Below are 22,428 nucleotides of genomic sequence, written 5' to 3' on the forward strand. Positions count from 1 at the left end.
TTGCCTTTAAAAGTTAGGCAGGCGATCCAAATTGTTTTCCTTGATGCCGTCTGGCTCACTCCGCAGAATGTCTCTCCCATACTTGTGAAACACGTCTACATGAGCCAGCTTGCCAGCCTTTGCATCGTTGAGTGCGGTGATATAGTCGAGCTCTCGACCAGTGTCCGTTTTAAAGGCGATCAAGTCTCCATCTTCGTTTTTCCTGACGGCCACGATTTGCTCTTTTCCGGTATTCGTCAGCGGACTGTTATCTTCATTTTCCTGGATCGCCTGTTGTTCTCCGGCATTTTTGTACGATTCATAAATTTGTTCAAAGTTTCGTTGATCCATGTATCATCCCTCCTCATCAGTAGGGTGCCTAAAACGGGGGAGAACATGTATTCGTTTTGCTTTTCTGGGACTATGCTCGCTGTGAACTTAGAGGAAGCAAGGTCGCTACAATCCGCTTATATTTTTCCTGGTCGTGGATGCGATAGTACAGGCTCCGCAAAAAGTTTTTCACATTGATTCGCCCCTGTAATACCGCGTCTGTCCCACTTTCACCTATTCGATAAAATAAATGCTGTTCGTCGAGTGCAATCGCTAGCAGTTCTTGCAGTTGTTTGGGGGTGAGCACACCTTCCTCTATCCAATGAGAGAACGTGGAGTAGATGAGCTTATCACGCAGTTGGGGATCGAGTGAACCGATGTGCGCAACCATTTCGAGTGCCAATTCAAAAGCATGGGGCGGCGCCAGAAAGCTATTCGCCCGATTCGCGAGCAAGGTTATTTTTGCAATGCTGGTGACGACGGAATAAAAAGAGTAGAGGGCAGATTTTCCGAAACCCGCCCTTTCTCTAAAAGCTGCCTTACTCACTCGGTTGTCAGGCGCAGCAGCCAATCTTTCAAGTCTACGATACGCAGAGTTTTGGGTTCGGTGGTTGTCCCGGTTACTAGCAGGGGAACGAGTGAGTCGATCTCGTGCAAGGAACCGTGTGCTCCTCCACCAATATGGGTGGGCGAACTTTCCCCAATCAGTTCATATCCAGGTTGAACAGTGGCGATTACATATCTGCCTTCATGGGAATTCATCGCGCCGTATAGTCTCGCCAAAACGTCCGGGTATTTCCCATACGTGATCCGGTTGTTCTTGATCGTCATATCGAGCAGACGCGGATCGCCATCGAAGGTCCATGTTTGACCATATGGATCAGTATAGGGACCGTTTGGCTGGTAGGAAAACTGTCGGCTGATCTTGCCTGCTGTTACGACAATCTTTTGGTCTTCCTTACGCGCAATGATGTCCAGCTTTGGTTCACGCTGCAAGCGTTTTACGATATCGGATAATGGAATACGCGAGTCCAAGGCATAAATATAGGCCATCCGTTCATTGGGCGAAATCACGACTTGGTCACTATGGGTGACAGGCTGACTGATTTTGGCTATACGATAGTCGGTCAATAAGCTGCGCAAGTCAATGGTAGCGGTCTTGCGGTCATCCAGAACAGGGGTCTGTCCACTGTCTCCCATGACGATCCACCGCGCTTCTTTAATTGCCTTGTCCCACGAGCCAAATGCATCGAGTACTTTCTGAAGCGCTTTATCCGCTTTTTCAATCCCTTCGATCGTAGCGGGTCCCTTCTTATGTACTTCCATATCATTTTCCGGCAAGTAGGTGATGGTAAGAGGGGGAAGCTTCTTGTTGGCGATGAGATAGGCAGCCTCCTGCGCGGAAAACTCATCGTTCATCCCGTATTTTCGCCAAATGCGTTTTTCACGCTTTTGATTCGGATCAAGCTGGGCAAATGCTGCATACGACATTAATTTAGGTCCGGTCACATTTAGTTCACTTGGCAAACGTGTGCCGAAATCAATGAGACGGGGGATTTGTAAGGTGTGCGGCGTTTTGCCTCGCCATAGAATCGCATTGATGGAAGCGGTATTCTTGCCTTTTTCTGCCAATTCTTCATGGATGGTTTTCATATGCGGATTGAGCTGGACCAGGTTTAATTGATGAAGGATATCTAGCAGCACTTGCGGCTGATCGATCTTTAGTCCTTCTTTGGGACCATACCCGTAATAAATCATTCGCTTTTCCTTGTTGCTGAACCAGGATAATCCCGGTACATGATGCTGATTGGCATACGTTCCTGTAAGAAGGGTACTGTCGATCGCCACTGACATGGTGGGAAATGAGCTCACAACTTGCGGGTAATAGCGCCCGTTTGCAAGCAAATAACCCAAAGCTGGAGCGCGGCCTTGCCGGATTGCTTCTTGCAGTGGTTTGTCCATTAACGAATCAATGAGAATGAGCAGGACAGGCTTTTGTGATTCGTTCTTCTCAGCTGAGGGTTGAGCCTTAAGGCTATGCTGACGGATTTGGGAAGCTGAGTCTGGCTTACAGCTGATCACAGTCAGACTTAGCGCCAACAGGAGAAGGATGGCGTATGTGAATCGCGACTTCATGTTTCCATTCCTTTTTTGCGAATTTGGTTTTCCCTATTTTTCGTTTTCGGGGAAAAATTATTCTCCAAGCGTGCCTCATTTACCCTTCCGGCAACAGATGAGAGATCTCTACAACCACCCCTTTTTCCAAAAAGAGGCGCGGGATGCGATTACTGAGGGTGGCAACGACCTCATAATTGATCGTTCCGAGCATTTCGGCAATCTCATCGACAGGAATCTCGCGGTTTCCTTGCTTCCCATAAATCACGACTTCATCGCCTTGCTTTCCACTGCCTTCCCCCAAGCTGACCATCATCTGATCCATCGTCACTCGCCCTGCGATTGGCAAACGTCTGCCTCGATACAGAACAAATCCCCGGTTAGAGAGCGCGCGCGAATACCCATCGGCATAACCGATTGGAACCGTCCCGATGACCTCTCCGTGCTTTGCTATGTAGGTAGCCCCATAACTGATGGTATACGGTGGCGTCAGCATTGTCTTTACATAGGAAAAGCGCGATTTCAAGCTGAGTGCCGGAACGAGCTTCACACGATAGAGTTGTCGGATATAGGCGGATGGATACAGCCCGTACATGCCGATTCCGAGGCGGATCATATCGGCGCTGTATTCGGGAAAAGCAATAGTAGCTGCGGTGTTGCACATGTGTACGGTCGGAAGCTCGAAGCCTTTTTCCTTCAGGTAACGAAGATAATCAACAAATAACTCGTGTTGCGCTTTGGTCAATGTGTGATCCGGTTCATCCGCAGTGGAAAAATGGGTGAAGATTCCGGTCCATGCAAGGGAAGAGCTTGAAGTTAACGCCTTCACGACTGAAAGCAACGCAGATTTTGTCCGTACGCCCAAACGGCCCATGCCAGTGTCTACATTGATATGGATGTTCAAACGATTGGAGAAAGTGGTTGCTTTGACAATTTTATCGGCTTTTTTGATCCAATCGGCCTGAAACGCAGACAGCTCAATATTCCAGGCGACCGCCTCTTTGACACGTGAAAGAGGAGTGAATCCCAGCACGAGGATAGGTGCTACAATGCCCGCCTTTCGCAAGACGATGCCTTCTTCCAGGATAGCGACAGCGAGAGAAGTAGCCCCGTACTCGAGGGCATGGCGGGCTACTCCAACAGAACCATGACCGTAGGCATTCGCTTTTACAACCGCCATGATTTTCGTCTGTTCAGGAATATGCCGGCGTATGGCCCGAATGTTTTTCTTGATGGCATCTAGATTGACCTCGATCCAGGTTTCGCGAAACAACTGTTTCATCACGAATCCCTCCCTTTTTGTGGGAAACAATTCCCTCTTCCATGCGTATTCACCGTATCTTCTTCTTAAGCGTGGCCTATCAGGAAGTGAAAATAAAAAGCAGGCCATGTGTAGAGTGGGCCTGCAAACGACGACCATGTTCTGGCTTTGAACGTAAAAAGGGCAGACTGCCGAATACTCGGAGTCTGCCCTTTTTGTTGGGTGGGTGCTGATACGAACTTATTTGTTATTCGTTTGCTTACGCGTTTACTGGTTTGCCTTCATCCAGCAATTGACGCAGAACCGTTTGCAGGATACCACCATTGCGGTAGTAGTCTACGTCTACCATGGAATCGAGGCGCACGATTACTTCGAATTCGAAAGTGCTGCCGTCTTTCTTCGTTGCTTCCACTTTTACGCGTTGACCAGGTTGAACATCATCGGAGAGACCCACAATGTTGAAGGACTCAGTACCGTCGATGCCGAGGGACTTCCAGCTTTGGTCACCAGCGAATTGCAGAGGCAGAACGCCCATACCAACCAGGTTAGCACGGTGGATACGCTCGAAGCTCTCAGCGATAACTGCTTTGATACCCAAGAGGAATGTACCTTTTGCTGCCCAGTCACGGGAAGAACCAGTACCGTACTCTTTACCAGCCAGTACAACGAGTGGAGTACCGTCTGCTTGATACTTCATGGAAGCATCGTAGATGGACATGACTTCGTCAGTTGGCAAGTATTTGGTTACGCCGCCCTCAGTTCCAGGAGCTACTTGGTTGCGGATACGGATGTTTGCAAATGTACCGCGCATCATTACATCGTGGCTACCACGACGAGCACCGTAGGAGTTGAAGTCTTTGCGCTCTACGCCGTTTGCTTGCAGATACAGACCTGCTGGGCTAGTTGGCGAGATGTTACCCGCTGGGGAGATATGGTCAGTTGTCACAGAATCACCGAAGAGTGCGATGGTGTTCGCTGCTTTGATGTCTGCGATCTTAGCGATTTCTCCAGCCAGGTTTTGGAAGAATGGCGGTTCTTGGATGTACGTGGATTTTTCATCCCACTCGTACAGGTCGCCAGTTGGAACGTCGATTTTGTTCCAAGCTTCGTTTTGTGTGAACACTTGGCCGTACTCAGCGCGGAACAGAGCAGGATTCATCGCTTTGTCCATTGCAGCTGCGATCTCTTGTGGAGAAGGCCAGATGTCTTTCAAGAATACAGGTTGACCGTCTTTGCCAGTGCCGATTGGCTCTGTAGTCAGGTCGATATCTACAGTACCTGCCAGTGCATAGGCGATAACCAATGGAGGAGAAGCGAGGTAGTTCGCTTTTACCTGTGCATGGATACGGCCTTCGAAGTTACGGTTACCGGAGAGTACCGCTGCAACTGTCAGATCTTCGTCTGCGATAGCTTTGCTGGTTTCCTCTGGCAATGGACCGGAGTTACCGATGCAAGTGGTGCAACCATAACCTACTACGTTGAATCCGATAGCATCCAAGGAGTCGATCAGACCAGCGTCAGTCAGGTATTGTGTAACTACGCGGGAACCTGGAGCCAGGGAGCTTTTTACGAAAGCAGGCTTTTTCAGGCCTTTTTCCACAGCTTTTTTCGCCAGGATACCAGCACCCAGCATTACGCTAGGATTTGATGTATTGGTACAGGAAGTGATCGCTGCGATTACAACCGCACCCGTTTTCAGCGTAGCTTTTTCACCGTTTGGATAAGCAACTGGTGCGCTAGCTGCGATTTTCTCTTCAGAGAGACCAAATCCGCCTTTTTCGATCGGCGTACGGAGGCTGTTATTGAAGGATTCCTTCATAGCAGTCAGTTCTACGCGGTCTTGAGGACGTTTTGGACCAGCCAAGCTAGGTACGACTGTGGACAGATCCAGTTCCAATGTTTCGGAGAATACTGGGTCAACAGTCTCGTCAGTACGGAAGAGGCCTTGTGCTTTGGTGTAAGTTTCAACCAAGGAGATGAGGTCTTCTTCACGACCGGTTTGACGCATGTAGTTGAGTGTTTCAGCATCTACTGGGAAGAAGCCCATTGTAGCGCCGTACTCAGGTGCCATGTTTGCTACGGTAGCGCGGTCAGCCAGCGAGATGTTGGACAGGCCTGGTCCGTAGAACTCCACGAATTTACCTACAACGCCTTTTTTACGCAGCATTTGCGTAACAGTCAGAGCGAGGTCAGTTGCAGTTGCACCAGCATTCAGTGTGCCAGTCAGTTTGAAACCAACTACTTCTGGCGTTACGAAATACAGAGGTTGGCCGAGCATTCCTGCTTCTGCCTCGATACCACCAACACCCCATCCAAGAACACCAAGACCGTTGATCATAGTGGTGTGGGAGTCAGTACCTACGAGAGAGTCAGGGAAAGCAACCAATTCGCCATCTACTTCACGAGTAGCGATTACAGTTGCGAGGTACTCCAAGTTTACTTGGTGAACGATACCAGTAGCTGGAGGAACCGCACGGAAGTTGTCAAACGCAGTTTGTGCCCAACGCAGGAAGCGGTAGCGCTCTTGGTTGCGTTCGAATTCCAATTTCATGTTGTTGTCCAGAGCGGACGCGTTACCGAAGTCGTCAACCATGACGGAGTGGTCGATAACGAGGTCAACTGGAACCAATGGGTTGATTCGTTTTGGATCTCCACCAGCGCGCTTCATCGCGATGCGCATCGCTGCCAGGTCAACTACAGCCGGTACACCGGTGAAGTCTTGCAGAACGATACGAGCTGGCATGAGAGGAACTTCTTGGTTTTCGTCGCGGCCTTTTGTCCAGGTCGCCAGTGATTGTACGTGTTCTTTCGTGATAGCGCGGCCATCGAACTGACGTACAGCAGCCTCGAGCAGAACTTTAATGGAGAACGGCAGTTTGGAAACATCGCCCAATCCTTGTTCTTCCAACCCTTGCAGGCGATAGTAAGCAAAAGACTTGTCGCCTACTTGCAGGGATGACTTTACTTTGTAAGCATCTTTATTAGCCAATGTATACAACCTCCCTATAATATCTTGGAGTTTCATCTGGTGAAACGTTGTTTCGTTTCTTCATTACGAACCTATTATATACGATTTGTTTCCCGGCTTCTACCCCAAATTCATCATTTATATACAAAAATCACAGGTAAAGAAAATTGGATCAGAAACGTCTTCTTATTAGAAAGAAGATAATTGCACGCACTTCAATATTATCCCGTTTATATTTCGTTTACATTCATGCAGTATCTTATCACTTGTAAGTGAAAATGAGGAGGAAAAAGGGGAGAAATGAACGAATGGAACAAACCAATAGCGTAGCGAAATGGGGAAACTGGCGGCCTTTTTTTCGATTAATAAGGGGAACAAAGCCATCCAAGCTAAAAATCGGTGTCGCATTGTTCATGAGCATCGCCACCACACTGGTGAGCTTAGTGATTCCACTGTTTACGAAGGATTTGGTAGACGGTTTTTCCCTGTCTACGATCACCACACCACAAATTATTCTATTGATTGTTGCCTTTGTCGCACAAGCCATTGCAGGCGGGTTATCCATCTACTTATTAAATCATGTCGGCGAGAGTGTGGTGGCCTCACTCCGTGAACGACTATGGAAAAAATTGCTCGTCCTGCCGATCTCTTATTATGATAACAACCGGACAGGCGATACGATCAGTCGAATGACCAACGATACCGGCGTTGTGAAAAGCCTGATTACAGAGCACCTGTCCAGCTTTTTCACAGGATTGATCACGATTGTTGGTTCTGTGGTGACCTTGCTCTACCTCGATTGGCAAATGACGTTAACCATGCTCATTGCTGTACCGCTGTGCATCGGGATTCTCATGCCGCTTGGCAGTCAGATGTACAAAATTTCGAAAGGTCTGCAAAATGAGACTGCCAGCTTTACAACGATTATGAATCAAGTGCTCCAAGAGATGCGGCTCGTCAAATCATCGAATGCCGAAACCCACGAACTGGGAATGGGAACAAAGGCAATCGGAAATTTGTTCCGATTCGGGTTAAGAGAAGGAAAAGTCCAAGCCGTCATTGGACCGCTAATGTCCTTTATCCTGATGGTGCTGCTCGTGGTTGTGATCGGCTATGGTGGCATGCGGGTGTCCATGGGAGCATTGACAGCTGGTGAACTGGTCGCGTTTATTTTGTATCTGGTGCAAATTATCATCCCGCTGGGGCAATTCACACAGTTTTTCACCTCGTTACAAAAAGCCATGGGGGCAACTGAGAGAATCATTGCGACTCTCGACGCCGAAGAAGAAGATCTTTTGACAGGACAGACGCTTGAAAACGCGGGACTGCCCATCCATTTGAGCCAAGTGAGCTTCGCGTATGAGAACGGGGAAAAGATTCTCGATGATGTCAGCTTCACGATTGGGGCCGGAAAAGTAAATGCGATTGTCGGACCGAGCGGCAGCGGCAAGACGACGTTGTTTTCCTTGGTTGAAAGGTATTACCAGCCAATCAGTGGAGAAATCAGGCTGGGTAATGATCCCGTCACGGATTTTTCCTTGAAGTCATGGAGAAGTCAAATCGGCTACGTGTCCCAGGAAAGTCCATTGATCGCCGGAACTATCCGAGAAAATATTTGCTACGGGATTTCACGGACGATTAGCGACGAAGAGCTGAAGGAAGCGGCAAAGATGGCTTATGCGGATCAATTTATTGAGGAATTGCCGAATGGCTATGAGACAGAAGTAGGGGAGCGAGGCATGAAGCTATCGGGTGGACAGCGCCAACGAATCGGCATTGCCCGTGCACTGCTTCGCGACCCGCAAATCTTGATGCTGGATGAAGCTACCTCTAGTTTGGACAGCAATTCCGAGATGATTGTCCAGAAGGCATTGCAAAATTTGATGAAGGGACGTACCACCCTTGTGATTGCCCATCGCTTGTCGACTGTGGTGGAAGCAGATCAAATCATCTTTTTGGAAAAGGGAAAAATCACAGGTATGGGTACACATGAAGAGCTTTATCAAACCCATGAGATGTACCGGGAATTGGCTAGTCAGCAATTGCTCGTAAAAGAGAGGGTGTAGAACGTGACCACGATTATGGTAGTCGACGACGATCCGCATATTCGCGAGCTCGTCAGCGTCTTCTTGCGCAATGAAGGCTTTACGATAGTGGAAGCCGTTGACGGACAGGAGGCACTGGACAAACTGGAGTCGGTTGCCGCCCAACTGGTGATTCTTGACATCATGATGCCGAACATGGACGGCTGGGAGCTGTGCCGAAAGCTTCGCGAGCATTATGATTTTCCCTTGCTCATGCTGACTGCCAAGGGAGAGACCTCGCAAAAAATCAAAGGCTTTGAGTTAGGGACAGACGATTATTTGGTGAAGCCGTTTGATCCGCAGGAGCTGGTCGTCCGGGTAAAAGCGCTGCTCAAGCGCTACCGGATTGCCGCTTCGCATCAGGTTCAAGCAGGAAAACTCATACTTGATCGTAAAACATTTGCAGTCGCCAGTGGCACGAAAACATGGACGATTCCACTAAAGGAGTTCGAGCTGTTGTTCAAACTGGCCAGCTATCCCGGGCAGACCATTTCCCGTGAGCAGCTGATCGAACAAATATGGGGCTATGATTTTGAAGGAAATGAGCGGACAGTAGACGTGCATATCAACCGATTGCGGGAGCGTTTTCCGGAAGCGATGTACGGCTTTTTGATCCGGACGGTCCGGGGACTTGGTTATCGATTGGAAATTGTCGTATGAAAAAGAGGCGACAAGACGAACATTCCTATATTTTGCTGAAAAAAATCGTAGGAGTTGTGGGCATATGTGCTGTTTTTGCCTTGTGCGGGCTAGGTGCATACGGGATTACGACTCTCTTTTATAGCTATATGGGCTATCATCCCAATGATCTTGTAAAAGTGTTGATCCATTCCGTTTTGAACTGCCTATTGTTTATTGGGGTTGGGATAATTATTTCTTTCTTCACCATGTCAAGGCATCGGGGCAGGTTTCAACCATTGATTGATGCACTCAAACGAATTGCCATGGGGGATTTTCGAGTCAATCTCGACATCAAGCTGGGACATGAATGGGGGGAGCTGGTGGACGGCATTAATCATGTGGCGGAACAATTAAATGAAATGGAGAAGCTGCGTCAGGAGTTCATCTCCAATGTTTCCCACGAAATTCAATCACCTTTGACGTCCATTAGCGGGTTTGCTCGCGCCCTGCATAATGAAAGACTTCGCCCAGAAGAGCGCATTCGTTACCTGGAGATTATCGAATCGGAAAGCAAGCGGCTGTCCAAGATCAGCGACAACCTGCTTAAGCTCACTGCGCTAGAGGGCATCCAGCATGATTTAGAACGGAAGCGGTATCGGTTGGACACGCAGCTACGCGCACTCATCCTCGCCTGCGAGCCGCAATGGATGGCGAAAGAGATTGAAATGGACATAGACCTGGAAAAAGTCGAAATCGTCGCTGACGAGGATATGCTGAGTCAAGTCTGGACCAACTTACTTGGCAACAGCATCAAATTCACGGAGGCAGGCGGGAAAATCAGCGTGAAGCTGAAGACGGTAAATGGAGAAGTGCTCGTGAAAATAACCGACACGGGAATCGGGATATCCAAGGAAAATCAGGAGCGCATTTTCGAAAGATTTTTCAAGGCGGACCTATCGCGAAACAGAGCCAATTCGGGCAGCGGCCTGGGGCTGGCAATCGTGAAAAAAATAATCAATTTGCATCATGCCACGATCGTCGTTGAGAGTGAAGAAGGGAAAGGTACCACGTTTACGATTACCTTTGTTCAAACGGCATAAAAAAGCTGCCCCTTCGTCCGAGTGACGGTCTGGGACAGCTTATTTTTATTACAGGTAGACCAGTAGACCAGTTACGCGCCGATATACTTGGCATGAAGCGAACGTGCCAGGCTGACGTCATCTGTGCCTTGCACGAGGACGCGACCATCCGGGAAAATAACGAGTGTGTACGTATCAACACGGAAACGAAGCAAAAACTTGTTTTGTTCGACTTGTCCCAAAGGGGAAAGTCTAGTTGCCAATGCATACAGATCAAGTGTCATTGCAGCGGCGGGTGAGATTTGTACGGTGTCTCGACCGCAAAGCGAAACGGCTTGTCCATCTTGGGTATCCGGCTGCAAAAACGAAAATTGCTTCTCCCCACATGTCGGACAGTCGTCTCGGCGGGCATTGACCACCTTGATTTGCTGATGGCGGTTATGCCAAATCTCAAAGTGCTCCAGATTCGGATTGAGCTCATCGATTGCGCCTACTAACAGTTTGAATGCTTCCGTTGCCTGATAGGAGGCGACGATGTGAATGATCGGTCCGATGACGCCAGCCGTGTCACAGGTAGGCATCTCACCCGGGTTTGGCGCTTCAGGGAAAAGACAGCGCAAGCAAGGTGTGATTCCCGGACGAATCGCGGTAAAGGTTCCGGTCGCACTCACAGCGCCACCATACACCCACGGAATACTATGTTTAACGCAAACATCGTTCACGAGGTATCTCACCTGAAAATTATCTGTCGCATCCAAAACGAGATCGACATCTGCCAGCAATTCCTCCGCATTGTAAGCGGTGAGGTCTGCGACGATCGGTTCGATGGTAACGGCTGAGTTGATCTTCGTCAGCTTGGCGTGGGCGGCGATTGCCTTTGGCAAATGCTCGGCTGCATCGGATTCATCGTAGAGCATTTGACGCTGTAGGTTGCTCGGCTCGACGAAGTCGCGGTCAATGATGCGGACAAAACCTACTCCAGCCCGAACCATATGATTGGAGAGAACCGTTCCGAGCGCTCCCATACCGACAATGGCTACACGGCTTTGACCGAGTTTTTCTTGTCCACTGCGCCCGATCGGATGAAACAATATTTGACGGGAATAGCGAGTATCCAAGGCGTTACTCCACCTTTCCTTCTGGCATCGCAAGCGGATTCCACGGTCCTTGTTGATGTCCCTTCCACTCGCTTCCATCTTCCCACATTTCTTTTTTCCAAATCGGAACGATCTGCTTGAGTCGTTCGATGGCATAACGGCCTGCTTCAAACGATTCATTGCGATGCGCTGTTGCAACGGCACAAACAACTGCAATCTCTTCCACAGTCAAATGACCGATACGATGGTGCATCGCGACTTGTGCTCCCGGCCAGCGTTCCTCGATCTCTGCTGCGACCTGCTTCATTTTTTCAACCGCCATAGGCGCATATGCTTCATAGGACAAATACACGGTGCGCTGACCATGGGTAAATTCCCGAACAGTTCCGACAAAAGTAAGGATCGCGCCTGCGTGCGGGTTGCTCACCAGACGAACGAGCTTGTCCGCAGAAATAGGCTCCTCGGTAATGGCAAAGCGCGGGTCTTCTTCTCCGCCGCTTACTGGAGGTAAGAGGGCAATCTCGTCGTCGGCTGAAATGACCTGATTTTTCGCTGCATATTCATGGTTGATGGAGACAAAGCAACTGCCCAAAAGCGCAGAGAGCGCAGGATATTCTTTTTCCACTGCTTGCAGAAGATCGCTAACGGTAGCACCTTCAGATAAGGTCAACTGTACTTCCCGGGCATTCGCACGTTCGGCGAGTCCGGCAAATAACAAGATCGTAATGGTCAAGACAATTCCTCATTTCCCTGGATGATACTACTCTCTAGGCTAGACGATATCATAAACCGATCAAAGTTGCCAATGAATGGGGTGTTACAATCAAGGGTTGATGCTAAGGGGCGAAGCCTTCCTGACTCAAATAAATCTGATCCGGGGGAAAAACACGTAATAGTCGATCATAGACGATCCGATAGGCGGAAGGATCGTACCATTGCTCCAGTCCAAGCTGTTCATAGAGAGCGGGAATGCCGTTTCTTTTCGTTCGTTTACCGCCGCTGCCATCTCCCATATAAAAGTCGTCGACACAGACACGGGTGACTAGGGGACGCAAAATCTCCGGGAATGACTCACTGCTCGGTAAAACAGGGGCAATCGTTGCTTGTGTAGGGATGCCTGCTTCCGCCAAACGCTGGAGTGTTTTGAGCCGCGCTTGAATAGGGGGGGCTTGTGGGCTAAAGTGCCTACGAATCTCCTCCAAATCGGTCTCGACGGTCATGCTGACGCGGACGCGATCACCCAGCAGGAGCAACAAATCGGCATCCCGCCAAACCAAGGGACTCCTCGTCTGCACCAGCAAAAAATCGGGTGGATTCTCTACCATGACTTCGAGTAAAGACCTCGTTACCTTTTCCGTTTGTTCGATGGGCTGGTATGGGTCTGTACTCGAAGACATGAAGATAGTCACCTTTCCTTTTTTCTTAGCCCGCAAAAGCTCCTTGCGCAATAAATCAGCAGCTTGCTGTTTGATATCTACCCACGTGCCCCATTGCTCGTTGCGAAACAAAGAGACAGGCATTTGCCGAACATAGCAATAGGAGCAGGCGAAAGAACAGCCTGTATACGGATTGAGCGAATGGGTGTACTCCGCAAGAAATCCGCTTCCTTTATTAAGGAGGGTTTTCGGCACTTTATAGGAAAGGATGCTTTTCATATGGGGCGTTCCTCACTTTGCATCATGAAAAATAATTCCGAGGCTGTAGCGCTTTCCTGAGGTAATCGTGCTGACACCGTGGCGTAGCGTATTTTTATAATAGCCTCGCGTTCCTTGCACAGGACGGTAGGATGTCGGGAAAATCAGACCAGCGCCTTGGTCCAAGGTTATCATATGTCCCCGGCTCTGCGCGCGCGGCCGTTGCTCCATCAGTAGAAATTCTCCGCCCCTGTAGTCCTTCTCCTTCTGATTCAAGGCAAAAACCACTTGAAACGGGAAGAACACCTCGCCGTACATATCTTGATGCAAGCAATTATAGCCACCTGTCTCGTATTTTAAAATTAATGGAGTAGAGCGCAGCTGACCCTGATCGTGACAGTGGGTCAAAAATTCAGGTAGGGTAGCAGGATAAATAGCTTCGCGACCAAGCATTTCCAGCCACCGATTTGCAGTCTGCGCAAGCATCGGATAAAAGCCTTCGCGAAGCTCCTGCAAAAGCGGGGGAAGGGGAGCCTGATAATAGCGATATTCTCCTTCACCGAAACGGTACCGCGCCATTTGGATCGTATTGCGAAAAAGCTCATCCTGTCTGTACGTAGCGATTAATTCTTCGCACGCATCCGCGCTTATTAAGGAAGGAAAAGCAGCATACCCTTGTTCATCCAGATCCTGTTGCATGGATTGCCAGTCAAGTGCAGCAATCCTTTCTGTCACTGATTTAGCCATGCTTCACACCCCGATTTGATTTTTTCTCCAGATCGAGCAGAGTTGTCTTCATGGGCAGTCCTCCGCGATAGCCAGTCAGTGAACCATTTTTACCGACGACACGGTGGCAGGGGACCGTAATGATAACCGGATTGGCACCGATTGCGGCACCGACGGCACGAACAGCAGCGGGTTTTTCAATGATGTTCGCAATGTCGGTGTACGATGCCGTTTGACCGTATGGGATTTGGCGCAGTGCCTCCCAGACAGCGAGCTGAAAAGGCGTTCCAGACAGGTCGCAATCCATGGAAAAATGCTCGCGCGTCCCCTGCAAAAACTCCATTAGTTCTGTTGCAAAAGGCTTTAGCCACGGATCGTCTTGCACCAGTGCACTGTGTGGGCGATGCTTTTCAACCCACGCTTTCAATTCAGCAAAAGGCTGGTTGACTGAGCCGACATAACAAAGCCCGGCAGCCGTTGCAGCCAAATAAATGCTCCAATCCCCATGTCTCAGTATTGACCAACGTACCGTCTGATCCTTCTTCGTTTCCATTTCCATACGCCTCCTTTAAGCTGTGTACGCACAGTATACCTCCCTCACTTCTTCTTCGTACGTTTTTAGGAGTGGATGAGCAAGATAACGAAACTACGCCATCTACATTCCCATTGCTTTTATCCAGCGGCGGGAGTAAGGTAGGAGAAGATAGAGGAGGAACGATACTCGTATGACTGATCAATTAACACATTTTAATGAACAAAATCGAGCTCGGATGGTAGACGTGTCCGAGAAGGACGTCACAAAACGGGTGGCTGTAGCCGAGAGCCAAATCAGCATGAAACCCGAAACCCTCGCTCGAATCCGCGAAGGTCGAATCGAAAAGGGCGATGTACTCGCCGTAGCGCAGGTAGCAGGTGTCATGGCTGCCAAAAAAACGTGGGAAATCATCCCGATGTGTCATCCGCTGCCATTGACTGGCATCGACATACAATTTGCTTTTGAGGACGAAACGACGCTTGCGATTACAGGAACCGTGAAGACGACAGGGAAAACAGGCGTCGAGATGGAGGCATTGACCGCTGTAAGCGTAGCGGCTTTGACGGTGTATGACATGTGCAAAGCCATGGATAAAGAAATGATAATCGGTCCGACCAGTCTGCAATCCAAAACAGGCGGAAAAAGCGGCGATTTCCATCGGGGAGAGAAGTAAGCCATGAGGCAAAAGTGGGAATCTTATCCGAGCAGCATTCGTTTATTGGCGATTGCTGCCGTCATTTTTTCTACCGGAATGGCATGTATTTGGCCGCTGGTCACGATCTATATTCACAACCATCTCGGAAAGCCGCTGACTGTAGCCGGCTTCTTGTTGCTTTTAAACCAAGGCGCATTCTTGATCGGGAGTATAGTCGGCGGGATGCTGTTTGACCGCTGGGGCAAAATGCGCACCATCATTGTCGGTTCCATCGGCGTTATCCTAATTTCGCTCGGATTAGGTGTTACGGAGGATTTTACGATTTATGTTGTGTTGCTTCTGTTGAATGGACTGTTTTATGGATTACTTTCTCCTGTGATGAATGCATTGGCCGTAGTTTTGTGGCCGGACGGAGGACGTAAAGGAATCAATTTGATCTATGTCACCCTCAATGTGGGGGTAGCTGCCGGTTCTGCGTTGGGCGGCTTCTTGGCAAGTGTGTCATTTGCCTGGACGTTTTTCGGTAATGCTATTTCACAAGTGATCGTCCTCGCCATGTTCATGCTCATTTTGCCGCGTCAGTTAAAAATGGTGGAACAACAATGCCAAAACTCGACGACTGGACAAAGCATGCCTGAGCAAGCAACTGATGATGTGCTGCGACAACCACAGCAAGAGCCAAAGGTGGTATGGGGAGCATTACTGCTATTATGCGGGGGGCTATTAATTAGCTGGATTGTCTATGTACAATGGACAACGGTGCTGTCAACCTATATGCAATCCTTGGGCATTTCCCTCCGTCAATACAGTCTGTTGTGGACGCTGAACGGCGGCTTGATCTTGTTTGGTCAGCCATTGATTGCGTGGGTCATTCGACGTTTTGCCCGAACGCTAAAAGCCCAAATGCTCTTGGGCGCCTATATTTTTGCCTTGTCGATGTTGATTTTGTCGCAATCAACGGCTTATGCAGGCTTTGTAGCGGGTATGTTCATCATGACGCTGGGCGAAATGCTGGTGTGGCCAGCGGTGCCGGCAGTTGCTGCACAGTTTACGCCAGCGGGACGAGAAGGCTTCATTCAAGGGCTGATTGCAGGGACTGGATCAGCTGGGCGGATGCTCGGACCACTGCTCGGGGCCTTCATTTTCCAATCGATTCACGCGCAGGGACTATTGTTCGTGATGGCAGGCTTGTGTCTGTTGTCTGTGGCATTCTTTGCCTTCCACACCTCTTTTCACAAAAGAAGGCATCACGTGCCGGTACAGAATCAAGCATCTTGACACGGTTTACGTGCTCAAGTAGTATGGTATAGACGAAAAAACAGTATATTCCGTGTGTTTGACTTATTCAGAGAGGTGGAGGGACTGGCCCTATGAAGCCCGGCAGCGGATCTGTGCCATGTGATGGACAGATGCTGTGCCAATTCCAGCAGGATTTTTTCCTGACAGATAAGGACGTGACCAAGCTGATCTCCCCCTTTTTCTGTATGGAAAAAGGGGGTTTTACTGTATTGGCCCAAGAAAGGAATGGAAGAAAGATGCGCATTCAACCCGCCGATATGATTGATCGACTCCCTACCCAGTTTTTTGCGACCCTGGTGGCAAAAGTAAACAAGGTCATTGCGCAAGGCCATGACGTCATTAACCTGGGGCAGGGCAATCCCGATTTGCCGACACCGCCGCATATTATTGAAGAATTACAGGCGCAAGCGGCACAACCACTCCATCACAAATATCCGCCTTTTCAGGGACGCGTGGAACTGAAGCAGGCAGTAGCTCATTGGTATAAGCAAGAATTTGATGTGGACCTCGATCCGGAGGAAGAAGTAGCGATTTTGTTCGGCAGTAAAACCGGACTCGTAGAGATTTGCCAAGTACTCATGAATGCAGGCGATGTTGCACTGGTTCCAGACCCAGGCTATCCGGATTATTGGTCGGGGGTTGCAGTCGTAGGCGGACGGATGGTCATGATGCCGTTGAAGGCGGAAAATGACTTCTTGCCAGACTACAGCCAGCTGTCCCAAGCTGATTTGGATCGAGCGAAACTGATGTTTCTCAACTATCCGAACAATCCGACAGCAGTCAACGCACCACTCGAGTTCTATGAGGAAACCATTCGTTTTGCCCGAAAACATGAAATCGTCGTCTGCCACGACTTCGCCTACGGGGCGATCAGCTATGACGGGAAAAAGCCGGTAAGCTTCATGCAGGTTCCGGGTGCAAAAGAAGTGGGTGTAGAATTTTATACCTTGTCCAAAACGTACAACATGGCAGGCTGGCGAGTAGGTGCCATGGTAGGTAATCGCGAGCTAGTTCGTCTGATTAACCTCATTCAGGACCATTACTTCGTCAGTCTGTTCGGTGCAGTACAGATGGCGGCAGCCAAAGCGATGACGGATTCGCAGCAGTGCGTCCGCGATCTCGTCGCTGTCTACGAAAGCCGCCGCAATGCCTTGTACTCCAATCTGCATCGGATTGGCTGGCAGGCTCCGCCATCTCAAGGTTCGTTTTTTGCTTGGCTTCCTGTTCCAAGTGGCTTCACATCTGAGGAGTTCTCTGACCTGCTTTTGGAAAAAGCGCATGTCGTCGTAGCGCCAGGAAATGGCTTTGGCCCGACAGGTGAGGGCTATGTGAGAGCGGCTTTGTTATCCAATGAAGAGCGTCTCGCGGAAGCGGTTCAGCGGATTGAGCGGTTAGGGTTATTTACGAAAACAAAATAAAAGCGAGGCAAATTGGCCACACTACCATACAAATGGAGTGTGGCTTTTTTCTTCTAGAATAAAAATCATTCTCATTATTGACAGATAATGATTTTCATTATACGATGTCATTGTTGTTAATGATAATTAGTCTCAGCGAGAGCGGGAGGGTACCATGCGCTATCAGATTAACGGTTACACGGATATGTATACGGTGATCGCCAACGAGCGAAAAATCGGCGGAGCCATTGAAGCAGGCCAGATTCGCTTGCGGACGGGAGAAGTTTACGCCAATGCTGTTCTCACTCGTTTGGAAATGTCAGGTGCGCATTTTTGCTCGATCGGATTTGTTACGGAAGAAGGCAAACGGCTGATTGTCCATGTGAATGATATCAGCATGATCGCTGATGCTCGTCACGTCAACGTATGTGAGCTGACGAACGAATGCATGAGAGTAGAGAAGTCAGCAGAGAGACTGAAGCGATTGAAGCGACTCTGTGAGCTGAATGAAGGTAGCTGTACGCCGACCTTCCAGGAAGAGGCATTGCTATTGGCAAGCGATATCGGTATGGAAGAAGCGTCCAATCATGTCGACCTCTCTTTCCTTCCACAAACAGAGAAACCACGTGTGTTCCGTATTGCTTAGCGAAAATAAAGCCGATACATATGAACCCCTTTTCGTTTCATACGAAGAGGGGTTTTTTGCATGCAGTGTGTGAAGACTATTGGTTGAACAACCGCTCGACATAGTCAAAACCTATCTGCTCATAGCTAGCAAAGATTGGACTTACGCTGTTGACAGTGATAAAACAAGGATAAGCAAAATCAAGGGGGAACGGAACATGGAGTACTCATTTTCAAAATCTGTCGAAGCACTATCCTCCTCGGCTGTCCGGGAAATCTTGAAGCTGACCCAAGGCAATCAAGTGCTCTCGCTCGCAGGTGGACTGCCAGCAGAGGATTCTTTTCCAATCGCAGAGATGCGCGAAGCGTTTAACCGCGCATTTGAAAAAGGAGCAAAAGCTCTTCAGTACGGATTGACTGATGGATACCTGCCGCTTCGTGAGTGGATTGCATCCCGCATGAAGCAAAAGCATATGAACGTCGGTGCAGATAATATGATCATCACTACGGGCTCTCAGCAAGCAGTTGACTTGTTGTGCCGTGTATATTTAGACGAAGGCGATGTCGTTCTCGTCGAAAACCCTACTTATTTGGCAGCGGTTCAATTGTTCCAATTCCGGGGAATCAAAGCGATTCCGGTAGACGGTGATGCCAATGGGATGGATTTGGACGATCTGGCGAAAAAAATTGCCCAATATCGCCCGAAAATGGTATACGTCATTCCTACCTTTGCCAATCCGACAGGAAAGGTATGGAGCCTTGAGCGCCGTCTTGGCTTGCTTCGTCAATGCAAGGCGCAAAACATTCTCATCCTGGAAGACGATCCATATGGAGAGATCCAATTTGATGGGGAAGCTCCGTACCGTTCCATTTTCTCACTGGATGAGCATCCGACCGATTGCTGTGTGGTGTACACCAGTACCTTTTCCAAAATTGTCGCACCAGGCTTGCGTACCGGATGGGCCATCGGAGATACACGCGTGATTCAAATGATGGTGAAGGCGAAGCAAGCAGTTGATTTGCAGTCGAGCACAATCGACCAGTACGCTCTGTATGAACTGCTGTCCCGCTTTGATCTGGAGCGTCATATTGAGAAAATCCGCGAGTCCTACAAGGCGCGCATGGAATGGATGCATGAGCTCTTGGTTGCGCAAAACTGGGAGGGCGTACAGTGGGAAAAACCAAGAGGCGGGATGTTCCTCTGGGTGAATCTGCCTGAACACTTCGATGCAGAGAAGCTGCTGGCCCAATCCGTAAAGGAAGGCGTGGCATTCGTGCCAGGGAAGCCGTTTTATGCAGCCGAGCCGCATCTCAATACGATGCGCTTGAACTATACGCTCTTGAATCGGGAAGACACGGAGCTTGCGATTTCACGACTGGGCAAGGCATTTCACGCCTACAGCGAATCACTGGTGACAAATGTTTAATAGAAGCAAAAAGACAACCATTCTCAAGGGCCTGGTTGTCTTTTTTATGCATGTTTACAGGGCTTGCTCTCTTTGTGCCCGATCCAGCCATTCATTTACAAGCTCTGTAAAAAGAAGCGGCTGCTCGATCTGCAAATTGTGACCTGCACAATCGAGAGCGGCAAAAGAAGAGCGGGGATAGGCTTCGATGATATCCCAAATATCGCGATAACCGACAGACTGGTCTTGTTTCCCCACAACAAATAGACTCGGATGGGGGAAGGGGGCCGTATCTAATGGGAAGGAGACGCCATACGCTTGTCTAATTTTCATGAGAAAAGCAGGGTCAGAAAGCATGTAGCCGTCGATAATCTCTTTTTTATAGCGATTCCACGTATAATCGGTAGCGACTACCGCCATCGACTCAAACTCCGCACGTTCCGTCTCACTCAACTGCTCCCAGAGGGAAGGCTCCCCTACTAGGACCGGTTTATCCGGCAATGTGCGTTTTTCTTTGTCAGGAATGATATTTGGGCAGATGAAAAGGGCACCCTTTACTTGTTCCCGACGCTTCTCGATAACTGCTCGTGTAAGATATCCGCCGTATGATTCACCTGCAATGAAAAAGGGCTCACCTGGAATGAGTTGATCGATGAACGCGAGCACAACCTCGAGAATATCGTCCGTGGTGTGGATATGTTCGTAGTTTTCCGTTTGTCCCATTCCTGGCAGGTCTATGTAAAGCCGTCGGTACCCCGGACGATTCTCAAAAATCGGTTCCAGACAACCAGTCATGCAGCGGTGATCAAGTGAAAAGCCGTGAATCATCACGACAGGAAAACCGCTTCCGATCTCCTCATAATAAAGGTTGACGCCATTGACCTCGCATCTCATAAAAAGCCCCCCAACGACATTTGTGTCAGACTGTTTGGAAAATTTGGAACGTACGTTCTTATTATAAGCAATCTGCTACATATTTCAAGGATAAAAAAACACACCCACAACGAGAATCGTCACTGGGTGTGTCAAAGAGCTTCCTATTCTTCTGTTTCTTCCAAGGTGCAAATGGCGCTTGGACGCTTGATACGCAATACAACGCACTCATAGACACGGAACAGACTGTTCATTTGTTCGTCTCCAAGAAATGCGGAGTCGAAGTCTTCCGCAATCGCCAGATCGAGATTGTGGCGGCCAGTGGCTACCAATACGCCGGAACGGCCTTTAATGGTAGGGGATTGGAAGACACCATCTGTAACGAGATTGCGAACGTGCTCGATCTCAAGCACGTTGGTGCCTTTGTGCACGCGATGCAAGAGAGAGTAGAGCTCAGGAGAAACAACCAGTGCATACGGACCGCTATGGCCCATTTTCAACAGCTTGTTGCGTGCTTCCACGATGTCGGCAAATGCATTGCCAGATTCCATCCAATCGCTCTTTAGATGAGTCAGGCGTCCTTTTACGTTCATCAGACCAGGAAGGTCGAATTCCGCAGCACCGTTGAAGATCAAATCGTCTTCCATCAGTGCACCACCAGCAGCTGCGTTGGCAGCCGCGCTCATGTCCAAAGGCATGCCCAGTGTGCGTGCTTGGGCAACGTCGCGCCAGTAGAGCATGAAATCCTTGTACAGGATCGGAATCGTCATGCTGACACGGCGGCTAGGCTGTGTCATTTCCAGTGATTCTCCGCGCAGGGAGAGACCACCAAAACGGGATTCCTCATATACATCGTTGGTAATGGTTTGGATACCTTCACCCAATGGTCCATAAATATCGATAAAACGACGTCCCACTAGCTGACGGCGAGCCATGTCAACAACAGTTGCGTCCAGTTGATTCCATTCTTCCGTCGTCAAGGGAGAGTCTGGGTATTTACGAAGCTTGTCCATAGTGTAACCTCCATGTCATTTCAGGATTTCCGATTCTTTACATTCCTTTCAAGCTGCCAACTGTCAGTCCTTTTTTACCGGAAACGGCAGGGGCGGAATGCTTGATCACGGAAGCAACACCGTGAGGAGCGGAAGCCGAGGCTTTCAAATGATCTACCTGGTGAATGTCGTGCCCCTCATCGTGATCAGTGAGATCAGGATGAGCCGCATCAGAGAATCGTTGGCTCATGTTCGCCATGATCTCTTTGACTGTCAAATAGTCTGTATGCGTCTTTTCACGCATGCCATCCAGGAGCTGACGTGTTTCGTTATCCTTGAATTCGTACAAAGAGAGCTCCAGATGCTCGCGGAAATTGTGCAGTCCAAAACGTTCCAGATTCACATCGGACAGCATTTGCGAGAGGTCCCGATCACTTAGCTGATCCAGGCTTTTTCCTGCTGACAGCTTCTCCAGGTAGGGAACCAATTCCTGCAAGCGACCCATGCGCTGTTCTTCTTCTTCCAAAATGTGATGGTAATAAAGACGAGTGTGCTCGTCCGTTGCCGCATCGATAATCGGCTGGATAACGCCCATGAAGCTGTTGATGTAACCTCTGGTGCGATCAAAAATGGCGTGCAGCTGTGTAATTTCTTGCACCCTACGCCACCTCCTCATTCACAATCTATTTTTTCATTATACCGTTGGAAAAAACACCCGGGCAACACCTATGTACATTTTCTTATGACTGCGAA

The 22,428-nt window shown here is 49.2% G+C and carries 21 protein-coding genes and 1 riboswitch; of the genes, 8 read left to right on the top strand and 13 right to left on the bottom strand.

Going from position 1 to position 22,428, the window contains the following annotated elements:
* Positions 1–6: 6 nt before the first annotated feature.
* The 5 genes from ODZ53_RS23560 to acnA all read right to left on the bottom strand — a co-directional run bounded on the left by ODZ53_RS23560 (position 7) and on the right by acnA (position 6,674).
* Complete coding sequence (locus tag ODZ53_RS23560; RefSeq protein ID WP_372680466.1) at positions 7–330, bottom strand: DUF3892 domain-containing protein; 324 nt, start codon at positions 328–330, stop codon at positions 7–9.
* 70 nt (positions 331–400) lie between these two features.
* The gene (locus ODZ53_RS23565; RefSeq protein WP_372680468.1) at positions 401–856 is read right to left on the bottom strand and encodes a hypothetical protein; all 456 of its coding nucleotides are present in this window, start codon (positions 854–856) and stop codon (positions 401–403) included.
* Positions 853–2,445 (bottom strand): alkaline phosphatase family protein, encoded by a 1,593-nt coding sequence (locus ODZ53_RS23570; protein ID WP_372680470.1) that lies wholly within the window; start codon positions 2,443–2,445, stop codon positions 853–855. The genes ODZ53_RS23565 and ODZ53_RS23570 overlap by 4 nt, the downstream gene beginning before the upstream one ends.
* 79 nt (positions 2,446–2,524) lie before the next feature.
* Positions 2,525–3,706: an alanine racemase gene (gene alr / locus ODZ53_RS23575; RefSeq protein WP_372680472.1), complete on the bottom strand. Its 1,182-nt coding sequence runs from the start codon at positions 3,704–3,706 to the stop codon at positions 2,525–2,527.
* Between the two features lie 238 nt (positions 3,707–3,944).
* Complete coding sequence (gene acnA / locus ODZ53_RS23580) at positions 3,945–6,674, bottom strand: aconitate hydratase AcnA (protein WP_372680474.1); 2,730 nt, start codon at positions 6,672–6,674, stop codon at positions 3,945–3,947.
* Between the two features lie 287 nt (positions 6,675–6,961).
* Here acnA and ODZ53_RS23585 point away from each other — a divergent pair, with 287 nt between their 5' ends.
* From ODZ53_RS23585 to ODZ53_RS23595, 3 genes are read left to right on the top strand one after another with little or no spacing between them, the layout of a single operon-like run.
* The gene (locus ODZ53_RS23585; RefSeq protein WP_372680476.1) at positions 6,962–8,719 is read left to right on the top strand and encodes an ABC transporter ATP-binding protein; all 1,758 of its coding nucleotides are present in this window, start codon (positions 6,962–6,964) and stop codon (positions 8,717–8,719) included.
* Between the two features lie 3 nt (positions 8,720–8,722).
* Positions 8,723–9,397, top strand: coding sequence for a response regulator transcription factor (locus ODZ53_RS23590; RefSeq protein WP_142497758.1), 675 nt, complete (start codon positions 8,723–8,725; stop codon positions 9,395–9,397).
* Positions 9,394–10,458: a sensor histidine kinase gene (locus tag ODZ53_RS23595; RefSeq protein ID WP_372680478.1), complete on the top strand. Its 1,065-nt coding sequence runs from the start codon at positions 9,394–9,396 to the stop codon at positions 10,456–10,458. The genes ODZ53_RS23590 and ODZ53_RS23595 overlap by 4 nt, the downstream gene beginning before the upstream one ends.
* 71 nt (positions 10,459–10,529) lie before the next feature.
* Here ODZ53_RS23595 and ODZ53_RS23600 read toward each other — a convergent pair whose 3' ends face one another.
* The 5 genes from ODZ53_RS23600 to ODZ53_RS23620 all read right to left on the bottom strand — a co-directional run bounded on the left by ODZ53_RS23600 (position 10,530) and on the right by ODZ53_RS23620 (position 14,447).
* Positions 10,530–11,555: a ThiF family adenylyltransferase gene (locus tag ODZ53_RS23600; RefSeq protein ID WP_372680480.1), complete on the bottom strand. Its 1,026-nt coding sequence runs from the start codon at positions 11,553–11,555 to the stop codon at positions 10,530–10,532.
* A gap of 4 nt (positions 11,556–11,559) precedes the next feature.
* Complete coding sequence (locus ODZ53_RS23605; RefSeq protein ID WP_016742078.1) at positions 11,560–12,267, bottom strand: molybdenum cofactor biosynthesis protein; 708 nt, start codon at positions 12,265–12,267, stop codon at positions 11,560–11,562.
* 103 nt (positions 12,268–12,370) lie between these two features.
* Positions 12,371–13,189, bottom strand: a complete 819-nt coding sequence (locus tag ODZ53_RS23610; protein WP_372680482.1) for an SPL family radical SAM protein — start codon at positions 13,187–13,189, stop codon at positions 12,371–12,373.
* Positions 13,190–13,201: 12 nt separating this feature from the next.
* A complete protein-coding gene (locus ODZ53_RS23615; RefSeq protein WP_372680484.1) occupies positions 13,202–13,915 on the bottom strand; it encodes a 2OG-Fe(II) oxygenase in 714 nt (237 codons plus the stop codon).
* The gene (locus ODZ53_RS23620) at positions 13,908–14,447 is read right to left on the bottom strand and encodes a methylated-DNA--[protein]-cysteine S-methyltransferase (protein ID WP_372680486.1); all 540 of its coding nucleotides are present in this window, start codon (positions 14,445–14,447) and stop codon (positions 13,908–13,910) included. Before ODZ53_RS23620 ends, ODZ53_RS23615 begins: the two co-directional genes overlap by 8 nt.
* A 172-nt stretch (positions 14,448–14,619) precedes the next feature.
* On the opposite strand from ODZ53_RS23620, the gene moaC reads away from it, so the two are divergent.
* The 5 genes from moaC to ODZ53_RS23645 all read left to right on the top strand — a co-directional run bounded on the left by moaC (position 14,620) and on the right by ODZ53_RS23645 (position 19,831).
* Complete coding sequence (moaC, locus tag ODZ53_RS23625; protein ID WP_015892432.1) at positions 14,620–15,102, top strand: cyclic pyranopterin monophosphate synthase MoaC; 483 nt, start codon at positions 14,620–14,622, stop codon at positions 15,100–15,102.
* Between the two features lie 3 nt (positions 15,103–15,105).
* Positions 15,106–16,362: an MFS transporter gene (locus ODZ53_RS23630; protein WP_372680488.1), complete on the top strand. Its 1,257-nt coding sequence runs from the start codon at positions 15,106–15,108 to the stop codon at positions 16,360–16,362.
* 60 nt (positions 16,363–16,422) lie between these two features.
* A riboswitch (SAM riboswitch) is annotated at positions 16,423–16,537 on the top strand.
* An 82-nt stretch (positions 16,538–16,619) separates the two neighbouring features.
* Complete coding sequence (locus ODZ53_RS23635; RefSeq protein ID WP_372680517.1) at positions 16,620–17,801, top strand: pyridoxal phosphate-dependent aminotransferase; 1,182 nt, start codon at positions 16,620–16,622, stop codon at positions 17,799–17,801.
* Positions 17,802–17,955: 154 nt separating this feature from the next.
* Positions 17,956–18,426, top strand: coding sequence for a hypothetical protein (locus ODZ53_RS23640; protein WP_016742085.1), 471 nt, complete (start codon positions 17,956–17,958; stop codon positions 18,424–18,426).
* A gap of 196 nt (positions 18,427–18,622) precedes the next feature.
* Positions 18,623–19,831, top strand: coding sequence for an aminotransferase-like domain-containing protein (locus ODZ53_RS23645; RefSeq protein ID WP_015892428.1), 1,209 nt, complete (start codon positions 18,623–18,625; stop codon positions 19,829–19,831).
* A gap of 54 nt (positions 19,832–19,885) precedes the next feature.
* On the opposite strand, the gene ODZ53_RS23650 is transcribed toward ODZ53_RS23645, so the two are convergent.
* The 3 genes from ODZ53_RS23650 to ODZ53_RS23660 all read right to left on the bottom strand — a co-directional run bounded on the left by ODZ53_RS23650 (position 19,886) and on the right by ODZ53_RS23660 (position 22,333).
* Positions 19,886–20,704 carry an alpha/beta fold hydrolase gene (locus ODZ53_RS23650; protein WP_372680491.1) on the bottom strand — a complete coding sequence of 273 codons (819 nt, stop codon included), beginning with the start codon at positions 20,702–20,704 and terminating at the stop codon, positions 19,886–19,888.
* A gap of 143 nt (positions 20,705–20,847) precedes the next feature.
* Positions 20,848–21,696: a family 1 encapsulin nanocompartment shell protein gene (locus ODZ53_RS23655; RefSeq protein ID WP_007721249.1), complete on the bottom strand. Its 849-nt coding sequence runs from the start codon at positions 21,694–21,696 to the stop codon at positions 20,848–20,850.
* Positions 21,697–21,733: 37 nt separating this feature from the next.
* Entirely contained in the window at positions 21,734–22,333 is a 600-nt protein-coding gene (locus tag ODZ53_RS23660) for an IMEF encapsulin system ferritin-like cargo protein (protein WP_372680493.1), read from the bottom strand.
* Positions 22,334–22,428: the final 95 nt, after the last annotated feature.

Source organism: Brevibacillus sp. BD137, assembly GCF_041644655.1.
Classification (GTDB): domain Bacteria; phylum Bacillota; class Bacilli; order Brevibacillales; family Brevibacillaceae; genus Brevibacillus; species Brevibacillus brevis_D.

Coding starts and splice junctions, on each gene's coding strand:
- ODZ53_RS23610 (WP_372680482.1), bottom strand. CDS start 13,189: ATGAAAAGCATCCTTTCCTATAAAGTGCCGAAAACCCTCCTTAATAAA.
- ODZ53_RS23595 (WP_372680478.1), top strand. CDS start 9,394: ATGAAAAAGAGGCGACAAGACGAACATTCCTATATTTTGCTGAAAAAA.
- alr (WP_372680472.1), bottom strand. CDS start 3,706: ATGAAACAGTTGTTTCGCGAAACCTGGATCGAGGTCAATCTAGATGCC.
- ODZ53_RS23620 (WP_372680486.1), bottom strand. CDS start 14,447: ATGGAAACGAAGAAGGATCAGACGGTACGTTGGTCAATACTGAGACAT.
- ODZ53_RS23630 (WP_372680488.1), top strand. CDS start 15,106: ATGAGGCAAAAGTGGGAATCTTATCCGAGCAGCATTCGTTTATTGGCG.
- ODZ53_RS23645 (WP_015892428.1), top strand. CDS start 18,623: ATGGAGTACTCATTTTCAAAATCTGTCGAAGCACTATCCTCCTCGGCT.
- ODZ53_RS23655 (WP_007721249.1), bottom strand. CDS start 21,696: ATGGACAAGCTTCGTAAATACCCAGACTCTCCCTTGACGACGGAAGAA.
- ODZ53_RS23640 (WP_016742085.1), top strand. CDS start 17,956: ATGCGCTATCAGATTAACGGTTACACGGATATGTATACGGTGATCGCC.
- ODZ53_RS23570 (WP_372680470.1), bottom strand. CDS start 2,445: ATGAAGTCGCGATTCACATACGCCATCCTTCTCCTGTTGGCGCTAAGT.
- ODZ53_RS23635 (WP_372680517.1), top strand. CDS start 16,620: ATGCGCATTCAACCCGCCGATATGATTGATCGACTCCCTACCCAGTTT.
- moaC (WP_015892432.1), top strand. CDS start 14,620: ATGACTGATCAATTAACACATTTTAATGAACAAAATCGAGCTCGGATG.
- ODZ53_RS23560 (WP_372680466.1), bottom strand. CDS start 330: ATGGATCAACGAAACTTTGAACAAATTTATGAATCGTACAAAAATGCC.
- ODZ53_RS23615 (WP_372680484.1), bottom strand. CDS start 13,915: ATGGCTAAATCAGTGACAGAAAGGATTGCTGCACTTGACTGGCAATCC.
- ODZ53_RS23585 (WP_372680476.1), top strand. CDS start 6,962: ATGGAACAAACCAATAGCGTAGCGAAATGGGGAAACTGGCGGCCTTTT.
- ODZ53_RS23650 (WP_372680491.1), bottom strand. CDS start 20,704: ATGAGATGCGAGGTCAATGGCGTCAACCTTTATTATGAGGAGATCGGA.